18 protein-coding genes are annotated in these 18,091 nt (G+C 73.2%); 12 read left to right on the top strand and 6 right to left on the bottom strand.

The features are described 5' to 3' along the window. Positions 1–135: 135 nt before the first annotated feature. The 3 genes from ACZ4NT_RS32140 to ACZ4NT_RS32130 all read right to left on the bottom strand — a co-directional run bounded on the left by ACZ4NT_RS32140 (position 136) and on the right by ACZ4NT_RS32130 (position 3,582). Positions 136–1,623, bottom strand: a complete 1,488-nt coding sequence (locus ACZ4NT_RS32140) for a flotillin family protein (RefSeq protein WP_121407388.1) — start codon at positions 1,621–1,623, stop codon at positions 136–138. 134 nt (positions 1,624–1,757) lie between these two features. Beyond that, entirely contained in the window at positions 1,758–1,976 is a 219-nt protein-coding gene (locus ACZ4NT_RS32135) for a hypothetical protein (RefSeq protein WP_121407389.1), read from the bottom strand. 181 nt (positions 1,977–2,157) lie between these two features. Further along, positions 2,158–3,582, bottom strand: coding sequence for an amidase (locus tag ACZ4NT_RS32130; RefSeq protein WP_121407390.1), 1,425 nt, complete (start codon positions 3,580–3,582; stop codon positions 2,158–2,160). A gap of 190 nt (positions 3,583–3,772) precedes the next feature. Between ACZ4NT_RS32130 and ACZ4NT_RS32125 the strand changes: the two genes are divergently transcribed. Together ACZ4NT_RS32125 and ACZ4NT_RS32120 are read left to right on the top strand one after the other, a co-directional pair. After that, on the top strand, positions 3,773–4,807 hold the full coding sequence (locus ACZ4NT_RS32125) for a LacI family DNA-binding transcriptional regulator (RefSeq protein WP_121407391.1): 1,035 nt from the start codon (positions 3,773–3,775) through the stop codon (positions 4,805–4,807). 18 nt (positions 4,808–4,825) lie between these two features. After that, on the top strand, positions 4,826–6,004 hold the full coding sequence (locus tag ACZ4NT_RS32120) for a 4-hydroxybenzoate 3-monooxygenase (RefSeq protein ID WP_467728586.1): 1,179 nt from the start codon (positions 4,826–4,828) through the stop codon (positions 6,002–6,004). A gap of 164 nt (positions 6,005–6,168) precedes the next feature. Here ACZ4NT_RS32120 and trxA read toward each other — a convergent pair whose 3' ends face one another. After that, on the bottom strand, positions 6,169–6,567 hold the full coding sequence (gene trxA, locus ACZ4NT_RS32115) for a thioredoxin (protein WP_121407393.1): 399 nt from the start codon (positions 6,565–6,567) through the stop codon (positions 6,169–6,171). 128 nt (positions 6,568–6,695) lie between these two features. On the opposite strand from trxA, the gene ACZ4NT_RS32110 reads away from it, so the two are divergent. After that, positions 6,696–8,129: a dihydrolipoyl dehydrogenase family protein gene (locus ACZ4NT_RS32110; RefSeq protein WP_467728585.1), complete on the top strand. Its 1,434-nt coding sequence runs from the start codon at positions 6,696–6,698 to the stop codon at positions 8,127–8,129. Positions 8,130–8,586: 457 nt separating this feature from the next. On the opposite strand, the gene ACZ4NT_RS32105 is transcribed toward ACZ4NT_RS32110, so the two are convergent. Continuing rightward, positions 8,587–9,243 (bottom strand): peptide deformylase, encoded by a 657-nt coding sequence (locus ACZ4NT_RS32105; RefSeq protein ID WP_121407395.1) that lies wholly within the window; start codon positions 9,241–9,243, stop codon positions 8,587–8,589. A 290-nt stretch (positions 9,244–9,533) separates the two neighbouring features. Here ACZ4NT_RS32105 and ACZ4NT_RS32100 point away from each other — a divergent pair, with 290 nt between their 5' ends. Continuing rightward, entirely contained in the window at positions 9,534–10,952 is a 1,419-nt protein-coding gene (locus tag ACZ4NT_RS32100; RefSeq protein WP_467728584.1) for a PepSY-associated TM helix domain-containing protein, read from the top strand. A gap of 133 nt (positions 10,953–11,085) precedes the next feature. Here ACZ4NT_RS32100 and ACZ4NT_RS32095 read toward each other — a convergent pair whose 3' ends face one another. Next, positions 11,086–11,433 (bottom strand): tetratricopeptide repeat protein, encoded by a 348-nt coding sequence (locus ACZ4NT_RS32095; RefSeq protein ID WP_467728583.1) that lies wholly within the window; start codon positions 11,431–11,433, stop codon positions 11,086–11,088. A gap of 231 nt (positions 11,434–11,664) precedes the next feature. Between ACZ4NT_RS32095 and ACZ4NT_RS32090 the strand changes: the two genes are divergently transcribed. From ACZ4NT_RS32090 to ACZ4NT_RS32055, 8 genes are all read left to right on the top strand, one after another. Then, a complete protein-coding gene (locus tag ACZ4NT_RS32090) occupies positions 11,665–12,630 on the top strand; it encodes a pirin family protein (protein WP_121407398.1) in 966 nt (321 codons plus the stop codon). Positions 12,631–12,632: 2 nt separating this feature from the next. After that, positions 12,633–13,313 (top strand): pyridoxamine 5'-phosphate oxidase family protein, encoded by a 681-nt coding sequence (locus tag ACZ4NT_RS32085; protein ID WP_121407399.1) that lies wholly within the window; start codon positions 12,633–12,635, stop codon positions 13,311–13,313. 367 nt (positions 13,314–13,680) lie between these two features. Beyond that, entirely contained in the window at positions 13,681–14,007 is a 327-nt protein-coding gene (locus tag ACZ4NT_RS32080; RefSeq protein WP_121407400.1) for a gas vesicle protein GvpO, read from the top strand. Positions 14,008–14,044: 37 nt separating this feature from the next. After that, positions 14,045–14,554 carry a gas vesicle structural protein GvpA gene (locus ACZ4NT_RS32075; protein WP_121407401.1) on the top strand — a complete coding sequence of 170 codons (510 nt, stop codon included), beginning with the start codon at positions 14,045–14,047 and terminating at the stop codon, positions 14,552–14,554. 2 nt (positions 14,555–14,556) lie between these two features. Beyond that, on the top strand, positions 14,557–15,306 hold the full coding sequence (locus ACZ4NT_RS32070) for a GvpL/GvpF family gas vesicle protein (RefSeq protein ID WP_467728582.1): 750 nt from the start codon (positions 14,557–14,559) through the stop codon (positions 15,304–15,306). Positions 15,307–15,310: 4 nt separating this feature from the next. Beyond that, positions 15,311–15,592, top strand: coding sequence for a gas vesicle protein GvpG (locus tag ACZ4NT_RS32065; RefSeq protein ID WP_121407403.1), 282 nt, complete (start codon positions 15,311–15,313; stop codon positions 15,590–15,592). After that, the gene (locus tag ACZ4NT_RS32060; RefSeq protein ID WP_467728581.1) at positions 15,589–16,905 is read left to right on the top strand and encodes a histone H1-like repetitive region-containing protein; all 1,317 of its coding nucleotides are present in this window, start codon (positions 15,589–15,591) and stop codon (positions 16,903–16,905) included. The genes ACZ4NT_RS32065 and ACZ4NT_RS32060 overlap by 4 nt, the downstream gene beginning before the upstream one ends. Before the next feature lie 6 nt (positions 16,906–16,911). Then, positions 16,912–18,090 carry an SRPBCC family protein gene (locus ACZ4NT_RS32055; protein WP_467728580.1) on the top strand — a complete coding sequence of 393 codons (1,179 nt, stop codon included), beginning with the start codon at positions 16,912–16,914 and terminating at the stop codon, positions 18,088–18,090. Position 18,091 lies beyond the last annotated feature (1 nt).

Here is an 18,091-nt window from a genome sequence, read left to right as displayed (position 1 = left end):
TGGCATTCAAGGGGACCGCGGCAGCTCCCCCCCCCCCCCCCCCTCCCTCTGGTCCCGTCCGCCACGCCCGCGCCCCCTCCCGGGGGGGGGCCGCGCCCGTGCCCGGCGCGCCGGGCATCCCTCAGGCGGACCGGCTCACTCGTCGTCCTTCTCCACCGGCACCTTCTGGGTGCGCGGGGGCACGAAGCCGTTCAGCCCGGCGGCGCCCTCCGCCGCCGTCCCGTTCTGGTTCATCGAGGAGAGCAGCTGACGGGCCAGGCCCAGACCGGTGCCGCCCATCGTGAGCGCCTTCGCGAACATGTCGGACATGCCGTCGGCGCCGTTGAGCAGCACCATGTGCTCCACGTTGTTGAACGCGCTCGCCCCGGCCTGGACGATCTCCGGCCAGTTCTCGGCGAGTTGCTGCGCGACCACGGCCTCCTGGTTCTCGGCGAGGGCCGCGGCCCTCGCCTTGATGGCCTCCGCCTCGGCCAGACCCTGCGCACGGGTCGCCTCGGCGGCCGCGAGCCCCTTGGCCTGGGCGGCGGCCGCCTCGGCCTCACCCGTGGCCCGGGTCGCCGTCGCGGCGGCCGCACCCCGGGCCTTGGTCGCCTCGGCCTCGGCTCCCGCGGCCGTCTTGACCCGGGTCGCCTCCGCCGCCGCGGCGAGTTCCGTCTCCCTCGCCTTGGCCTGGGCCGCGGAGATCCGGACGTCACGCTCGGCCTCGGCCAGCGTGCGCTTCTCGTACGCCTTGGCGTCCGCGGGCTTGCGCACGTCCGCCTGGAGCTGCTGCTCCCGCCGCTGCGCCTCGAGTTCGGCGACGCGGGTCTCCTGGACGACGACCTCCTGACGGGAGGCGGCGTCGGCGAGCGGTCCCGCCTGCCGGGACTTCGCCGCCGCCTTGTCACGCTCGGCCTGGTAGCCCGCCTGGAGGATCTCGCTGTCCCGGGTCGCCTCCGACATCCGGGCGGCCGCCTGCTGCTCGGCCTCGGTGGCCAGCCGGTTGGCCTCGGCCTGCGCGATCCGCGCGTCCCGCTGGACGGCGGCGGCGTGCGGCATGGCGAGGTTCTTGATGTAGCCGGTCGGGTCCTCGATCTCGTGGATCTGCAGCGAGTCGACGATCAGGCCCAGCTTCTCCATCTCGGTGCCGCATGCGGCACGGGTCTGCCCGGTGAGCTTGTCCCGGTCGCGGATCATGTCCTCGACCGTCAACCCGCCGACGATGGACCGCAGATGACCGGCGAACACGTTGTGCACGCGCTCGGCCATCAGCTTCTGCTGGTCCAGGAAGCGGCGGCCCGCGTTGGCGATCGACACGAAGTCGTCGCCCACCTTGAAGATGACCACGCCCCGCACCCTGAGCGGAATGCCCTGGTGGGTCACGCAGTCCACGGACAGCTCGGTCTCGTTCAGGTCGAGCGACAGCTTGCGCACCGCCTGCACGCCCGGCATCACCAGCGTGCCGCGCCCCGTCACGATGCGGAACCCCATGCCTTCTTCGAGTCCCTCGGTCCGATGCTTCGAACCGGAGATGATGAGTGCCTCGTTGGGCTCCGCGACGCGCCACATGAGCTTGAAGACCACAACGATGAAGATCAGTGCGAGGACAACCGCCCCCGCCACGACGCCGACGATCATCGGCATACGCCCCCTTTGCATGGTGCCCTCTCGGCACCGAACGAACGGGAGTGTGCTCCTCTGCGGGGCCGCGGTACAGAGATCGGCGGATCCTTGTGGCAATCTTGATGCGAGCGGCTCTCACCTGGGCCGCTGGGGGCTCAACTGTCGTACGCGGCCGAGACGTAGACGGTCCTCGGCGGCAGGTATTCCACCACCATGACCACGGTCCCGCGCTCGATGCGTTCCTTCGCCGCGGCCGGATACGCGAGGAAGTGCTCGGCCCCGCCCCGCACCCGGACGATCACTTCGCCCACGAGCCCGGGCCCGACCGTGCCGGTGACCCGCCCCATCAACCCGACCATCGGCGCATCGTCCATGGCGACAGCGTAAGGCCGCCGGACCGCCGGTCACCGGATACGTACCGAACTCGCCGGGCGACGATCCTCGGGGCTCACGGCCCGCGTCAAGCGCAACTCCCGGCAACTACGTCGTGGTGACGTGAGTTTCCCGGGCTGCCCGCAGCCCCGCTCGGCAACCGGCTCCCCTCGGGGGGGGCTGCTATGTCGCAGAGGCCCGCGCGGAGGCCGCGGGGGGCGGCCACTGTTCGTGCCAGCGCCGGTCCGCCTCCAACTGGGCCGCCAGGGACACCAGCAGCGGCTCGCTGTGCGCCGGGCCCAGGAGCTGGGCGCCCACGGGCAGGCCGTCGCCCACGAACCCCGCGGGGACGTTGACGCCCGGCCAGCCCAGCACGTTCCACGGCCAGGCGTAGGGGCAGGCGGCGATCATGGCGCGGTCGGTGCCGAGACCGCTCAGGTTCAGCATGGCGCCGATGCGGGGCGGGGGAGCGGCCGTCGTCGGTGCGAGGAGGACGTCGTAGGAGTCGAAGAGGGCGCCGATCCGGCTGTGCAGCGCGGCCTCCGCCCGGCGGGCGACCCGCAGCGGAGTCCCGCCCAACAGCCGCCCCAGCCGGGCCGCTTCGCGGGTGCGCCGGTCGAGGAGGTCGGGAAACGGCGCCTCGCGCACCCACTCGGCGATGCCCGCGGTGGCGCGCGGGACGAAGGTGAGCCCGATCCGTCCGTAGCGGGGCTCGGCCTCCTCCACGAGGTGCCCGAGCGCGGCCAGATGCTCCGCGAGGGCGACGACCCGGGCCCGTACGTGCGGATCGAGCCGCACCGGCACCGCCGTGAACGGGGGCCTCAGCGAGAGGGCGATCCGCAGCCTGCCGGGATCGCGGCCCACCGCGTCCGAGACGCGCAGAGCGGGCGGACGGTGGAGATCCCCACTGTGCTGTCCGCTCGCCGCGTCCAGGAGCAGCGCCGCGTCCGCGACCGTACGGGCCAGCGGGCCGTTGACGGTGATCCCCTGGAACGACTCGGCACGCGGCCAGGTCGATATCCGGCCGCGCTGCGGCTTGATGCCGACCAGGTGCGTCCAGGCGGCGGGGATGCGGACCGAGCCGGCCCCGTCGGAGCCCAGCGCGGCGGGCACCAGGCCCGCCGCGACCGCCGCGGCGGAGCCGCCGGACGAACCGCCCGGGGTGTGCTCGCCGTGCCAGGGGTTGCGGGTGGCGCCGAAGGCGGGACCCTCGGTGAAGGGCCACTGTCCGAGCTCGCAGGTGTTGGTCTTGCCGACGATCACGGCACCGGCGGCGCGCAGCCTTCGCACCGCCTCGCCGTCGAGGTCCCGGGGCGGGTACTCCCCGGGGCAGCCGAAGGCCGTCGGCAGACCCGCCACGTCCATGTCGTCCTTCACGGCCACCGGCACGCCGAGCAGGGGCCGCCGCCCGCCGGCCGCCAGCTCGCGGTCGGCCGCGTCGGCCTCGGCCAGCGCCGCCTCGGCGCGCACCCGGCGGAAGGCGTTCAGCGACGGCTGGGTGGCCTCGATCCGCGCCAGCGAGCCTTCCACCGCCGCCCGGGCGCTCAGCTCTCCGGCAGCGAGCGCGCGGGCGCACTCCACCAGACCGGGGGCACGGTCCTCGGCCATACGGGCACCTCCGGATGCACGACGTCTACCGAACGGTAACCTCCCGGCGGCCAGGGCGGTACGGGATGCCGAACTTCCTTTTCGGAGAAGGCAGTTCCGGCCCGTTGGCCACCAGGGACGCGGCGGCGGACACCGGAGGTTCCCCCGGGGCAAGGCGGCGCGCCGGGCTTCTGCAAGGATGCGGTACGTCATGGTGCAGATACCGAACGACCCCGCCCCGCCGTCGCCCGCACCGCTCCCCGTGCCGACGAGCGCGGATGTGGCACGCCTGGCGGGTGTCTCCCGCGCGACCGTCTCGTACGTACTGAACAACACCAGCGCCGTCCGCATCAGCGAACCCACCCGCCGCCGGGTGCACGAGGCGGCCAAGGAACTCGGCTACGTCCCGCACGCCGCCGCCCGCAGCCTGCGCGCCGGGCACAGCCGCATGGTCCTGATGCCTGCCCCGAACGTGCCGGTCGGCCCGCTCTACAGCCGGTTCCTCAACGAACTCCAATGGGCGCTGGGCCGCCTCGACTACACCGTCGTGCAGTACGGCAGCGTCGGGCTGCACGGCGACGAGGCCGCCCGGGCGTGGGCGGAACTGCGGCCCGTCGCGGTGCTGGTGCCCGGCAGCGAGCTGGGCCCCCAGGGCGTGGCCGTCCTCAAACGCTCCGGTGCCCGGGCCGTCGTCACGCTCGGCACCCAGCGCGTCGAGGGTGCGCACGCCCTGCTCATGGACCACGCGGGCGTGGGGCACAGTGCCGGCGCCCACCTCTTCGCCCGGGGACGCCGCCGGATCGGTGTCGTCGTCCCCGAGGAGCCGGGCCTGGAGGTCTTCTCCCGGCCGAGGCTGGACGGCGTACGGCGGGCCGTGCACGGCACGGACGCCACCGTGACCGAGCTGCCGCTCGCCCATACCGAGGAGTCGGCGGCCCGGCTGGCCGGAAACTGGCGGTCACTCGGCCTGGACGCGGTGTTCGCGTACAACGACGAGTACGCCATGCTGCTCATGCGGGCCCTGCAGGACGAGGGCATCGCCGTCCCGGAGGAGACGGCCGTGATCGGCGCCGACGACCTGATGCTCGGCAGACTGCTCAGGCCGCGCCTGAGCACCGTCCACATCGACCTGCCGGCCGGCCGCGACCTCGCGGAGCTGGTGGACCGGGCGGTCCGCGAACCGGGGGCCGCGCCGGAGGCGCACGACGTACTGGGGGCGAGGGTCGTGCAGCGCGAATCGAGCTGAGGACTGGGGAGGCGCGTCATGCGGACGACGGTCGGCATCATCGGGGGCGGACCCGCCGGGCTGCTGCTGGCCCGGCTGCTGCACCGGGCGGCGATCGACTGCGTCGTCCTGGAGCGCAGGACGCGCACCCACGTCGAGCAGCGCCAGCGTGCCGGAATGCTGGAGCAGGGCACGGTCGACGCGCTGCGCGCGTGCGGCGCCGCGGACCGGCTGGAGATCGAGGGGCTGGTCCATCACGGCATCGAGCTCCGCTTCGACCGCGAGCGGCACCACATCGACTTCCCGGTCCTCACCGGCGGCCGCACCGTCACCATCTACGCCCAGACCGAGATCGTGAAGGACCTCATCGCCCTCCAACTGGCGGACGGGCCACCGCTGTTGTTCGAGGCCGAGGCCCTCGCGGTCGAGAGGCCGGAGAGCGAGAACCCCCGCGTACGCTTCACGCACGAGGGACGCGAGGAGACCCTGCACTGCGACTACGTGGTCGGCTGCGACGGCTTCCACGGCATCGCGCGTGCCACGTTCCCGGCCGGTGTCGGGCGTGCTCACGAACACGCCTACCCGTACTCCTGGCTCGGGGTCCTGGCCGATGTGGCGCCCTCCTGCGAGGAGTTGATCTACGCACGCGGGGACGGCGGCTTCGCCCTGCACAGCATGCGCTCGTCCCAGGTCTCCCGCCTCTACCTGCAGGTCCCCAACGGAACGGATCCGGCCGACTGGTCCGACGACCGCATCTGGGACGAACTCGCCGCCCGCTTCGCGATCGACGGCGACTGGACGCTCCGGCGCGGCCCGATCACGGCCAAGTCGGTCACGCCCATGCGCAGTTACGTCCACGAGCCGATGCAGTACGGGCGGCTCTTCCTGGCCGGGGACGCCGCCCACATCGTGCCTCCGACAGGCGCCAAGGGACTCAACCTCGCGGTGTCCGACGTCCGCGTGCTGGCCCGCGGCTTCACCCAGCTGCACCTCACCGGATCGGCCCAACTCCTGGACTGCTACGGGGAACTGTGCCTCGCCCGGGTGTGGCAGGCGACCCGCTTCTCGTACGACATGACGCGCATGCTGCACACGCAACCGGACGGCGACGCGTTCGAGGACCGGCTGCAGCTGACCCGGCTGCGCAGGATCACCGCGTCCCGTCCGGCGGCCGCGGAACTGGCCGCGAACTACACGGGGCTCCCGATCGCGATCTGAGCCCGGGCGCTTCCGGCCGCGCGGGCCCAAGCCTCCGGCGGGCGCAACCGTGCCGGTCCGAGGCCCACTGGGCCGATCCCGGCGCGCGATCGTGCCGTAACCCGGCGGGCGGCAGGGCCGGCCGGCAGGCAACCGGAGCGGTCGGGGCGGGCGGGGCGGGTCGACTACTCGCCGTCCTGACCCGACTGCTGCGCCTCCTGCGCCTGCTGCTCGGCGACGGCCTTGCGGACCTCGTCCATGTCCAGCTTCCTGGCCTGGCCGATGACGTCGTCCAGGGCGGCCTCCGGCAGCGCGCCCGGCTGCGCGAACACGGCGACCTGGTCACGGACGATCATCAGCGTCGGGATCGACTGGATGCCGAAGGCCTGGGCCAGCTCGGGCTGCGCCTCGGTGTCCACCTTGCCGAACACCAGGTCCGGGTTGGCCTCCGCCGCCTTCTCGTAGACCGGGGCGAACTGCCGGCACGGCCCGCACCAGGACGCCCAGAAGTCGATCAGGAGGAACTCGTTCTCCGTGACCGTCTGGTCGAAGTTCTCCTTGGTGAGCTCCACGGTGCTGCTCATGGCGTGTTTCCCTCTTCCTGGAATCGGGGCTCGGGGGCAAGCCGCTGTCGACAACGCTGCCCCACGGTGGCGTATTCCGCGCACGTACCCGTGTGGCCAGGGCGCACACCAACAACCAGACTGGCCCCATGACGGAAACGGAAACCATCGCGTACGACGTCGTGGTGCTCGGTGCCGGGCCCGTGGGGGAGAACGTCGCCGACCGCACCCGTGCGGCAGGCCTCTCCACCGCGGTCGTGGAGAGCGAACTGGTCGGCGGCGAATGCTCGTACTGGGCGTGCATGCCGAGCAAGGCCCTGCTGCGCCCGGTGATCGCACGTGCCGACGCCCGCCGGGTGCCGGGTCTGCGCCAGTCGGTGCAGGGCCCCCTCGACGCCGCCGCGGTCCTCGCCCACCGGGACTACTACACCTCGAACTGGAAGGACGACGGGCAGGTCGGCTGGCTGGAGGGCATCGGGGCCGACCTCCATCGGGGGCACGGGCGGCTCTCGGGGCCACGGGAGGTGACGGTCGAGGAACCGGACGGCGAGCGGCGCGTGCTCACGGCCCGGCACGCCGTCGCCGTGTGCACGGGCACCCGGGCCGCGCTCCCCGACCTGCCGGGACTCGCCCAGGTCAGGCCCTGGACCAGCCGCGAGGCCACCAGCGCGCAGGCCGTGCCCGGCCGGCTGATCGTCGTGGGCGGCGGTGTGGTCGCCGTCGAGATGGCCACGGCATGGCAGGCACTCGGCTCCCGGGTCACCCTCCTCGTCCGGGGCAAGGGACTGCTGCCCCGCATGGAGCCCTTCGCCGGGGAACTGGTCGCCGAGTCCCTCGGCGAAGCGGGCGTCGACGTGCGCACCGGAGCGTCCGTGACCGCCGTGACCCGCGAGGGCCCGACCGTCGTGGCGCTCACCGACACCGGCGAACGCCTGGAGGCCGACGAGATCCTCTTCGCCACCGGGCGGGCGCCGCGGACCGACGACCTGGGTCTCGACGCGGTGGGGCTGGAGCCCGGCTCCTGGCTGCCCGTCGACGACACCCTTCGGGTGACCGGCAGCGACTGGCTGTACGCCGTGGGCGACGTGAACCACCGCGCTCTCCTCACCCACCAGGGCAAGTACCAGGCCCGCATCGCGGGCGCCGCCATCGCCGCGCGGGCCTCCGGCGTGCCGCTCCTGGAGACGGACCCCTGGGGTGCCCACGCGGCCACCGCCGACCACGCGGCCGTGCCGCAGGTCGTCTTCACCGATCCGGAGGCCGCGGCCGTGGGCCTCTCCCTCGCCGAGGCGGAGGCGGCCGGGCACCGGGTCCGCGCCGTCGACGTGGACCTCTCCACGGTCGCGGGTGCGGGCCTGTACGCCGACGGATACCGCGGCCGGGCCCGCATGGTGGTCGACGTCGCCCGGGAGATCGTCCTCGGTGTCACCCTGGTCGGCCCCGGCGTGGGCGAGCTGATCCACTCGGCGACCATCGCGGTCGCCGGCGAGGTGCCGATCGGCCGCCTGTGGCACGCGGTGCCGTCGTACCCGACGGTGAGCGAGGTCTGGCTCCGACTGCTGGAGGCGTACCGGGACGCGTGAGCCGAGGGGACCCGTTCCCCGGGGGGACCGGCCGGGCTCCGTCGGCCGGTCCGCCCCGGACCCCTCCCGGGCCGGGTACGTCGCCGCGGCCGGGCGGTTCTCCGGCCGGGCAGGGCTACGGACTCCGGTCGGCGGCTCTCGGGCGCGGGAGACCGCGCCCCCCCAGCGCGGAGTCACGCCCCCGGCGCGGGAGGCAACGTCTGCTCGGCGGGCAGGGCTGTGAACCGTCGGCGCGGGAGGCAACGTCTGCTCGGCGGGCAGGGCTGTGACCCCTCGGCGCGGAAGGCAACGTCTGCTCGGCCGGCAGGGCCGTGACCCCTCGGCGTGGGAGGCTGCGCCTCCTCCGACGTCAGGGCTGCGCCTCCTCGGACGTCGGGGCGCCGCCTCCGCAGTCGGGCAGGCGGCGCCGCTTCGGTCGGGTGGGGCGCCGCGCCCCGTGGGACCGGGCGCCGCCTCCTCAGTCGGGCAGGGTGAACCCGAGGGCCGCCGCGGCCTCCCGCGGTGTCGGCTGGGCCCAGCGCCGCGCCGCCGCCTCGTTCGACGACAGCGAGCGCAGCTCCGCGCGGTCGAGGTAGAGCGTGCCGTCCAGGTGATCCGTCTCGTGCTGCACGATGCGCGCGGGCCAGCCGGCGACGATCTCGTCCACCGCGTGGCCGTGCTCGTCCTGCGCGGTCAGCCTGACGCGGGCGGCCCGGGCCACCACCGCCTGCCAGCCCGGCACGCTGAGACAACCCTCGAAGAACGCCGCCCGGTCGGCGCCGGCCGGTTCGTACGACGGGTTCACCAGGACCCGGTACGGCAGCGGCACCCGGCCGCGCGCCACCCGCACCTCCTCGGGCACCGGCGCCGGGTCCTCGACCACCGCGATCCGCAGCGGCACGCCGACCTGGGGCGCGGCCAGCCCCACACCCGGCGCCGCGTGCATCGTCGCGCGCAGTGCGCTCACGAAGCGGTGCAGCAACCCCGCGTCCAACTGTCCGTCGAAGGGCTCCGCGGGACGCCTGAGTACGGGATCACCCGCGGCGACGATCGGCAACGGGCCCTCCCGGGAGAGCAGTTCCTCCACCTGGTCGCTCAGGGGACGGGAGGTGCCGGGTTCGTGTTCGGGTGCCATCGGGCCAGGATGCCAAGCCCGCGGGCGCGATGCGAGGCGGCGCGGGCGACTCGCCCCCCCGTCGGCGGTGCGCGGGCACGGCCACGGTCCGTCGCTCCGCCCGCGGCGGCCGAACCGCCCGGAGCGGTCGAGCGCGACCCCGGCCCGGCACCTCGGCCCTCCCGGTGTGTGACCCACGCCACCCGGATCAGCGGGAACTCGACGTACGCGCGCCCCGACCTCTGCACCGCCACGGGCGAACCGCCCTGCCCGCGGCCCGAGTCCGTGCCCTACCCGGGAGAAGCCCGCCGATGACCACCGCTCCCTCGCTTGCGACGGACGAGTCCGCACAGTCCCTCGCCCCGCCGTCCGCCCGGAAGAATCCGCTCCGGCCCCTCGTCCTGCGACTGCACTTCTACGCCGGGGTGCTGGTCGCCCCGTTCCTGCTGGTCGCCGCGCTGACCGGCTTCCTGTACGCGGCCTCCTTCCAGGCCGAGAAGATCGTGTACGCCCACGAACTGACCGTGCCCGTGGGCGATGCCGAACTCCCGCTGTCCCGGCAGGTGGCCGCCGCCCGCGCGGCGCACCCGGAGGGCACGGTCACCGCCGTGCGACCGTCACCCGAAGCGGACGCCACGACCAGGGTGCTGATGTCGGGCGTGCCCGGCGTCGACGAAGAGCACTCCCTCGCGGTCTTCGTCGACCCGTACACCGGGAAGGTGCGCGGGGCGCTGGAACAGTACGGATCCACCGGAGCGCTGCCCCTGCGCACCTGGGTCGACGGGCTCCACGCCAATCTGCAGCTGGGCGAGACCGGCCGGCTGTACAGCGAACTCGCGGCGAGCTGGCTGTGGGTGATCGCCGGCGGCGGGCTGGTGCTGTGGTTCGGGCGCCGGCGCGCGCGGCGGAAGGTACGGGGCACCAGCGGCCGCCGCCGCACCCTCGGCCTGCACGCGAGCGTCGGCGTCTGGGCGGCGGCCGGGTTCTTCTTCCTGTCGGCGACCGGCCTGACCTGGTCGGCGTACGCCGGGGCCAACATCGACGAGCTCAGGACCTCCCTCGGCCACGCCACCCCGTCGATCTCGGCGGCCGGCGGCGACCACGGCGGCCACGCGCCGCAGACGGGCGACGGCGGGTCCGGCGCATCCGGCGGCACGCGGGGCGAGGTGGGGATCGACCGGGTCCTCGCGGCGGCCCGCGCCGAGGGGCTGGGCGACCCCGTGGAGATCGTGGTCCCCGCCCCGGCCGACCCGGGGACGTCCGCGTACGTCGTGAAACAGATCCAGCGCAGCTGGCCGGAGAAGCAGGACGCCGTCGCCGTCGACCCGGGCTCCGGGCGGATCACGGACGAACTCCGTTTCGCCGACTACCCGTTGCTCGCCAAGCTGACCCGCTGGGGCATCGACGCCCACACCGGTGTCCTCTTCGGGCTGGCCAACCAGCTCGCCCTGATGGCACTCGCGCTCTGTCTGGTCCTGCTCATCCTCTGGGGCTACCGCATGTGGTGGCTGCGCGGCCGCGCCTCGGGGTTCGGCCGGCCGGTCCCGCGCGGCGCCTGGCAGCAGGTGCCCGCCCGGATGCTCGTACCGCTCATGGCCGCGGTCGCCGTCCTCGGCTACTTCGTCCCGCTGCTCGGCATCCCGCTCGCCCTGTTCATCGCCGTCGACGTCGCCCTGGGCGAGATCGCGTACCGAAAGGGGAAGCGCACCTACGGCGGCCGGGCGGCGTGACCCACGTGGACCCGGCCCCGCCCGCCGGGTCCGCCGCGGGCCCGCCGGTCCCGGCCACGCGCCGCCGGTCCGGCCGCCCCCTGCTCCGGTCGCGCCCCGCCGGGGTCCGAGCCGGACCCGGCGGGGCGGACGGTCACACTCGCTCGAAGTCGCCCGCGAGCGCCGAGGCGATCCGCAGGTGCGAGCGCGCCTCCTCCTGCCTGCCCTGGCGTTCGAGGGTCCGGCCGAGCATCAGCCGGGCGTAGTGCTCGACCGGGTCCCGCTCGACGAGAGCGCGCAACTCGGTCTCCGCACGGCGCAGTTGGGCCGAGTGGTAGTACGCGCGTGCCAGCAGCAGCCGGGGGCCCACCTGCTCCGGCACCTCGTCGACCAGACCGCTCAGCACCCGTGCGGCGGCCGCGTAGTCCTTGGCGTCGAAGAACATCCGGGCGCGCTCCCAGCGCTCCGCGGCCGTCCCGTGGTCGTAGTAGTTCATGTCCACTGCTGACCTCCTTCGGGGGCGCCAACCGCGACAGGTCGTTGAATATTCCACTACTATGCGGTGGAGCGGCGGCGGAGGAGTCCGGCAGGGGCCGGGAGACGCGTGCCGGTCGCGGAGGGCCCCGGCCGGGATGCCGGGGAACGGATGTGCCGTGCCGGTTCGAGGCAAGTGCCCCGCAATGGGTGGGCAACGGACTGACGACGGGCCCCGGACGGGGCTAGGTTGGGCGCCATGAGCAATCTTGATCGCGAGGCGGCCCCCGCCCTGTGCGGAGGCCGCGGCTTCGTGGTGGCCGAGCCGGTGCGCGAACTCCTCAGCCCCCGCCCGGTCCGGCTCGGCGAGTCCACCGAGGTCCGCCGCCTGCTGCCCAACCTCGGCCGCCGCATGGTCGGCGCCTGGTGCTTCGTCGATCACTACGGGCCCGACGACATCGCCGACGAACCCGGCATGCAGGTCCCGCCGCACCCGCACATCGGGCTGCAGACGGTCAGCTGGCTGCACGAGGGCGAGGTGCTGCACCGCGACTCCACCGGCAGCCTGCAGACGATCCGCCCGCGTGAGCTCGGCCTGATGACCTCCGGCCGTGCCATCAGCCACTCCGAGGAGAGCCCCAAGTCGCACGCCCGCCTGCTGCACGGCGCGCAACTGTGGGTGGCCCTCCCCGACGAGCACCGGCACGCCGACCCGCACTTCGAGCACCACGCCGACCTGCCCACGGTCACCGCTCCCGGCCTCACCGCCACCCTCGTCCTCGGCAGTGTCGACGGCGCGACCTCGCCCGGCACGACGTACACCCCGATCGTCGGAGCCGACCTGAGTCTCACCCGCGGTGCCGACCTGCGGCTGCCCCTGGAACCCGACTTCGAGTACGCCGTGCTCTCCATGTCCGGCGAGGCGCACGTCGACGGTGTACCGCTGCTGCCGGGCTCGATGCTCTACCTCGGCTGCGGCCGCACCGAACTCCCGCTGCGCGCCGAGTCGGACGCGGGCCTGATGCTCCTGGGCGGCGAGCCGTTCGAGGAGGAGCTGATCATGTGGTGGAACTTCATCGGACGCACCCAGCAGGACATCGAGCAGGCCCGCGAGGACTGGACGACCGGCTCCCGCTTCGGCGAGGTCAAGGGCTACGACGGCGCTCCGCTGTCCGCCCCCGCCCTCCCGCCCGTCCCGCTCAAGCCGCGCGGCAGGGTGCGCTGACCGTGAGCGACCCGCACCTCCCCGCCGTCCTGCCCGACACGGACCGCACCCGTCACCGCCGCCTCCGGGAACAGGGCAGCCTCGACCGGGCGCAGCTGAACGCCGTCCTCGACGCGGGATTCGTCTGCCACCTCGGGGTCGTCGTCGACGGCGTCCCCATGGTCGTACCGACCGTCTACGGCAGCGACGGCCGGCACCTGTACCTGCACGGCTCCGTCGCCGGCCGCAGCCTGGTCGCGTCGCCCGGCGCGGCGATCTGCGTGACCGTCACCCACGTGGACGGCCTGGTGCTCGCCCGCTCGGTGTTCGAGCACGGCGTGAACTACCGCAGCGCGATGATCTACGGCGTACCGCGCCTCGTGACCGACCCGGACGAGAAGCTGGCGGGCCTGCGCCGCCTCACCGAGCACGCGACACCCGGACAGTGGGACTACGCGCGCCGGCCGAACCGCAAGGAGCTGGCGGCCACCACCCTGCTCGCCCTCTCCCTGGAGGAAGCCTCGGTCAAGATACGCACCGGCGGCCCCGACGACGGTGACGGGCCCGACGCGGCCCTCGGGCTCTGGGCGGGCGTCCTGCCGCTGACCGCCACCTGGGGGGAACCGGAGCCCGACCCCCTGCTCGCCGACGGCATCGAGCCCCCGGCGCACATCACCGCCCGCGGCAACACCCGCGCCGGATAGCGGGACACGGGTGCGGCGCGCGCCGCACCCGTGCGGACGGCGGGCGCCGCGCCCCGTCCGCCCGTGGGTGTGCCTGTCCCTGCGTACCGCCCTGCGCCGCGCCCTGGGCACCCGGGCCGCCGCCCGCGCCGCCCACCGCCCCGGTCCCGGTCGGCGGCGACCGGCGCCGGGACCGCCCGTACAGGGGTGTTCGCACCGGGCTTCCGGCCACCGGGCCGCGGGCGAAGGGTGCCCCGCCCCCGCCGCCCGTGAACTCGCCCCGTCCCGGGCCCTTTCCCCTGCCGGTTCACCTGCCCCTGACGGTCCGCCTGCCCGGATGGTCTAACTGAGCACGCGCCCACGCCGCTTCTGAGTCAAGAGTGGGGGCATGGCAGAAACCGGCGAGCGGCGGCGCAGTACGTCCTCCTCCACCACACGCGAGCCCCGCGGGCGAAAGGTGCGCGGCGCACAGGACGCTGCGCACCGCGCCGCGGAGGCGCTCACCCAGCTCATCCGTCACCGCCTCGAGGGCGTCTCCGCGGTGTCCCGCGGTGAGGACGACGGCTGGATCGTCAACGTCGACGTGCTGGAGGTGGAGCGGATCCCCGACACCACCAGCCTGCTCGCCACCTACGAGGTCGAGCTGGACCCGTCGGGAGAACTGCAGCAGTACCGACGCGTCGCCCGCTACCGGCGTGGCGCCCAAGACCAATGACCGGCCTCCTGGCCCCGCAGATCGGAAGGACCGCCGCATGACCACCTACAGCGACGAGGTCGTGTGCGCGCCGCGCGCCGGGACCCTCTACGACGTGCTGGAACTCATCCTCGACCGCGGCATGGTCATCGACGTCTTCGTCCGCGTGTCCCTGGTGGGCATCGAGATCCTCAAGGTGGACGCCCGGATCGTCGTGGCCAGCGTCGACACGTACCTGCGGTTCGCCGAGGCCTGCAACCGCCTCGACCTGGAGCACGACGCACGCAGCAAGACCGTGCCCGAACTCTTCGGCGGGCCCGTCTCGAAGGCCGTCGGCAGGGCGGGCGCCAAGAAGACGGCCCGCTCGCTCACCGACCGGGTGAAGGACGCCCTCGGTCCCGGTGACGAGGACGACGACTCCGCCGAGGACGAGGGCGACGAGCGCGAGCAGCGGTCCGAGCGTCCGCGCCGCCGCCCCGCCGAGCGCAGCAGGTCCGGTGGCCGCCGTGACCGCGACGACGACCGTCCCCGCTCCCGCTCGCGCAAGCGCGCGGACGAGGAGGAGTGACCGTGACCGCGACGACCTCCACGGCGCTGGACGCCCTGTACGTCTACGGCATCGCTCCCGCCCCCGTCCGGGCGCCCCGCGCGCTCGGAGTGGGCGGTGCCCCGGTGCAGGTGCTGACCGAGTCCGGCCTGTGTGCCGCGGTCTCGCCGGCGCCCGGCAACCTGAGGGCCCGACGACGTGACCTGATGGCCCACCAGGCCGTGCTCGACGAACTGGCGACCCAAGGCCCCGTCATCCCGATGCAGTTCGCGGTCCTCACTCGCGACGCCGACGCGATGCGAACCCAACTGCAGTCAGGCCAGGCGCACTTGGCCGCACAGCTCGAAGGCATCCGAGGGCGTGTCGAGATGAACGTCAAGGGGGCGACGGTGCCCGGCTCCTTCGAGCGGCTCGTCCACCGGGACGAAGCGCTGCGCAACCTGGCCCGCCGGACCCGCCGCAGGCCCGACTACGACGCCAACGTGCGGCTCGGCGAGGCGATCGCCCGCGCGGTGCGCCAGGAGGCGCAGCGCGCGGCGCACGAAGTCCTCGCCAGACTGGCGCCGTTCGCCGAACGGACCGTTCAGGGCACGCTCGACGACACCCATGTGCTGAGCACGTCCTTCCTGGTACGTGCCACGGACGAGAAGCGCTTCCGGGAGGCCGTCGCCGAACAGGCGCACCGGTTCGGGGACCGGCTGGCGCTCAGTGTGACCGGCCCGCTGCCCTGCTACAGCTTCGTCGACACCGCGCCCGCAGCGGCCGGGGTGTGACGACATGGGGCTCGTGAGCGGCATTCTGCTGCTTCCCCTGGCACCGGTGCGCGCCACCCTGTGGGTCGCCGACCACCTCCTCCAGGAAGCCGAACGGCAGGCTCACGACCCGCGCGCCGTGCAGGCACGCCTGGCCGCCCTCAATCGTGACCTGGACGAGGGCGTCATCGACGAGGCGGCCTTCGAGCAGGAGGAGGAACGGCTCCTCGAACTCCTGGAACATCCGGTCCGCTACATGGGCTGCGCACCCCCGACCATGACCTCATCGCTTGGAAGGCACGCATGAACGACAGCTGCAAAGTGGCCGTGGCGGCCGCCGTGGCCGGCGGATACGTCCTGGGACGGACCAAGAAGGCCAAAGTCGCCTTTGCCATCGGCACCTATCTCGCGGGACGGCGCTTCAGCCTCTCGCCGGGCCAACTGCTCTCACAGGGACTGGCGAAGCTTCAGGAGACGCCGCAGTTCCAGGATCTCAGCGAGCAGGTGCGCGGAGAGTTGCTGAGCGTCGGGCGCTCGGCCGTCTCGGCCGCCGCCAACCGCCGCCTGTCGACCCTCACCGACGCACTCCGCGACCGTACGGACGCGCTCCTCGACTCCGCCGGCAAGGGCCGCCCGGATGACGAGGACGTCGACGAGGACGGCGAGGACGACGAGTACGACGAATCCGACGAGTACGAAGACGACGGATACGAGGACACGGGCAGGGACGAAGAAGACGAGGAAGACGAAGAAGAGGACGAGGACGAGGAGCCGGCGGAAGAGGAAGAGGAGCCGGAGGACGAGGAAGAAGACGTAGAGGACGAGGACGACGGCGCCCGGAGACGCGAAGCGAGAGGCCGGGAAGAGGAGCCGGAGGAAGAGGAGGAAGAGGAGCCGGAGGAAGAAGAAGAGGAAGAGGAGCCGGAGGAAGAAGAAGAGGAGGAGGGTCCGGACGAGGGCGCGGAGCCGGACGAGGAGGAGGAAGAGGAAGAGGAGGAAGAGGAAAGGCCCGGCGGGAAGCGCGGCTCCGAGCGGTCGCGGTCCGGGCGTGAGGAGCGCAGGAGGTCACGGACCGAGAAGAGGTCCGCCGGCCGCAAGGCGGCGCCCCCGCCCCCGCGCAAGAGGGCGGCCGGCAGGAGCCCGGCCAAGGAGGCTCCGGCCAAGAAGGCCGCTGCCCGCAAGACATCGTCCGGACAGGCTGCCAAGAAGACCTCCGACTCCGCCCCGGCGAAGAAGGCGGCGAGCAAGAAGGCGGCCAAGAAGGCCCCGGCCAAGAAGGCGCCCGCGAAGAAGGCCGCACCGGCGAAGAGCGCGGCCAAGAAGGCACCTGCCAAGAAGGCGGCCACGAAGGCGCCCGCCAAGAAGGCGGCGAAGAAAGCGCCCGCCAAGAAGGCGCCCGCCAAGAAGGCGCCGGCGAAGAAGGCCGCGGCGAAGAAGGCGCCTGCCAAGAAGGCGCCCGCCAGGAAGTCCGCCGCCAAGAAGACGGCACCGGCGAAGAAGACCAGCGGGCGAGGCGCGGCGGCGAAGAAGACCGCACGCTCCTCCGGAAGCAACCAGTCGCGTCAGACGAGCAGATCCGCCGGCGGCGGCCGGGGTTCCGGCGCGCGGCGGGGGAGGTGAGCGGAGATGGCCAGCACGCAGGAGAAGACACCCGTCGACGAGCTGAAGGACGCCCTGACGGGCTATATCGGGGCGATGGGCGGCAAGCTCGCGGACAAGGCCCAGGACAAGCTGGGCGATCTGACCGGCCATCTCTCGGACGCCGCGGAGGGCTCGGGCTCCGGTCTGCTGGGCGGGGTCGCCAAGCGGGTCATGAGCGGTGACTCGCCGGTGAAGGCCCTGATGATGGAGAAGGGCAAGAGCGTCAAGGACAACATCGTCGAGAAGTTCACGGGCAAGAAGGGCGGCAGCAGCTCGAAGAAGGGCAGCAGCATCAAGGCGACGAACATCGTCGAGACCGTCGACATCGGCGTCCCGCTGCGCACCGTCTACGACCACTGGACGCAGTTCGAGGACTTCAGCAGCTTCACCAAGGGCGTGCGCAGCGTCAGCAAGTCCGGCGACACCGAGTCCGACTGGAAGGCCAAGATCGGTCCGTCCAGCCGCGGCTGGAAGGCGACCGTCCAGGAACAGGTACCGGACGACCGGATCGTCTGGACGTCCGAGGGCGCCAAGGGCAGCACCCGGGGTGCGGTCACCTTCCACGAGCTTGCCCCCAGCCTCACCCGCGTCGTCCTGATCATCGAGTACTACCCGGCCGGCTTCTTCGAGAAGACCGGCAATATCTGGCGCGCCGTGGGCCGCCGGGTGCGGCTCGACCTCAAGCACTTCGCCCGCCACGTCACGCTGCACGGCGACGACGAGGTGGAGGGCTGGCGCGGGGAGATCCGCGAGAGCGAGGTCGTCACCTCCCACGAGGACGCCATGGAGGAGGAAGAGCGCCGCGAGCAGGAGGCCGAAGAGGGCGAGGGCGAAGAGGGCGCCGAGGGCGCCGAGGGCGAAGAGGGCGAGGAGGGCGAGGAGGGCGCCGAGGGTGAGGAGGGCGCCGAAGACGCGTACGAGGACGAGGACGCCGAGGACGCCGAGGACGCCGACGGCTACGACGAGGACGCCGAGGACGCCGAAGACGCCGAGGACGCCGAAGACGCCGAGGGTTACGACGAGGACGCCGAGTACGACGAGGACGAGGAGCCCTACGACGAGGAGGAGGACGCCGACCAGGTCGACGAGGACGAAGAGGACGAGGACGAGGTCGACGAGGACGAAGAGGACCGGCCCCGACGTCGGTCCCGCGCGCGCCGCTGAT

The organism is Streptomyces sp. NPDC026417 (assembly GCF_055567695.1).
This window is presented reverse-complemented; position numbering and strand designations above follow the sequence as displayed.

Coding starts and splice junctions, on each gene's coding strand:
- ACZ4NT_RS32125 (WP_121407391.1), top strand. CDS start 3,773: ATGGTGCAGATACCGAACGACCCCGCCCCGCCGTCGCCCGCACCGCTC.
- ACZ4NT_RS32055 (WP_467728580.1), top strand. CDS start 16,912: ATGGCCAGCACGCAGGAGAAGACACCCGTCGACGAGCTGAAGGACGCC.
- ACZ4NT_RS32120 (WP_467728586.1), top strand. CDS start 4,826: ATGCGGACGACGGTCGGCATCATCGGGGGCGGACCCGCCGGGCTGCTG.
- ACZ4NT_RS32075 (WP_121407401.1), top strand. CDS start 14,045: ATGACCACCTACAGCGACGAGGTCGTGTGCGCGCCGCGCGCCGGGACC.
- ACZ4NT_RS32130 (WP_121407390.1), bottom strand. CDS start 3,582: ATGGCCGAGGACCGTGCCCCCGGTCTGGTGGAGTGCGCCCGCGCGCTC.
- ACZ4NT_RS32100 (WP_467728584.1), top strand. CDS start 9,534: ATGACCACCGCTCCCTCGCTTGCGACGGACGAGTCCGCACAGTCCCTC.
- ACZ4NT_RS32090 (WP_121407398.1), top strand. CDS start 11,665: ATGAGCAATCTTGATCGCGAGGCGGCCCCCGCCCTGTGCGGAGGCCGC.
- ACZ4NT_RS32110 (WP_467728585.1), top strand. CDS start 6,696: ATGACGGAAACGGAAACCATCGCGTACGACGTCGTGGTGCTCGGTGCC.
- ACZ4NT_RS32140 (WP_121407388.1), bottom strand. CDS start 1,623: ATGCCGATGATCGTCGGCGTCGTGGCGGGGGCGGTTGTCCTCGCACTG.
- ACZ4NT_RS32060 (WP_467728581.1), top strand. CDS start 15,589: ATGAACGACAGCTGCAAAGTGGCCGTGGCGGCCGCCGTGGCCGGCGGA.
- ACZ4NT_RS32080 (WP_121407400.1), top strand. CDS start 13,681: ATGGCAGAAACCGGCGAGCGGCGGCGCAGTACGTCCTCCTCCACCACA.
- ACZ4NT_RS32105 (WP_121407395.1), bottom strand. CDS start 9,243: ATGGCACCCGAACACGAACCCGGCACCTCCCGTCCCCTGAGCGACCAG.
- ACZ4NT_RS32065 (WP_121407403.1), top strand. CDS start 15,311: ATGGGGCTCGTGAGCGGCATTCTGCTGCTTCCCCTGGCACCGGTGCGC.
- ACZ4NT_RS32135 (WP_121407389.1), bottom strand. CDS start 1,976: ATGGACGATGCGCCGATGGTCGGGTTGATGGGGCGGGTCACCGGCACG.
- trxA (WP_121407393.1), bottom strand. CDS start 6,567: ATGAGCAGCACCGTGGAGCTCACCAAGGAGAACTTCGACCAGACGGTC.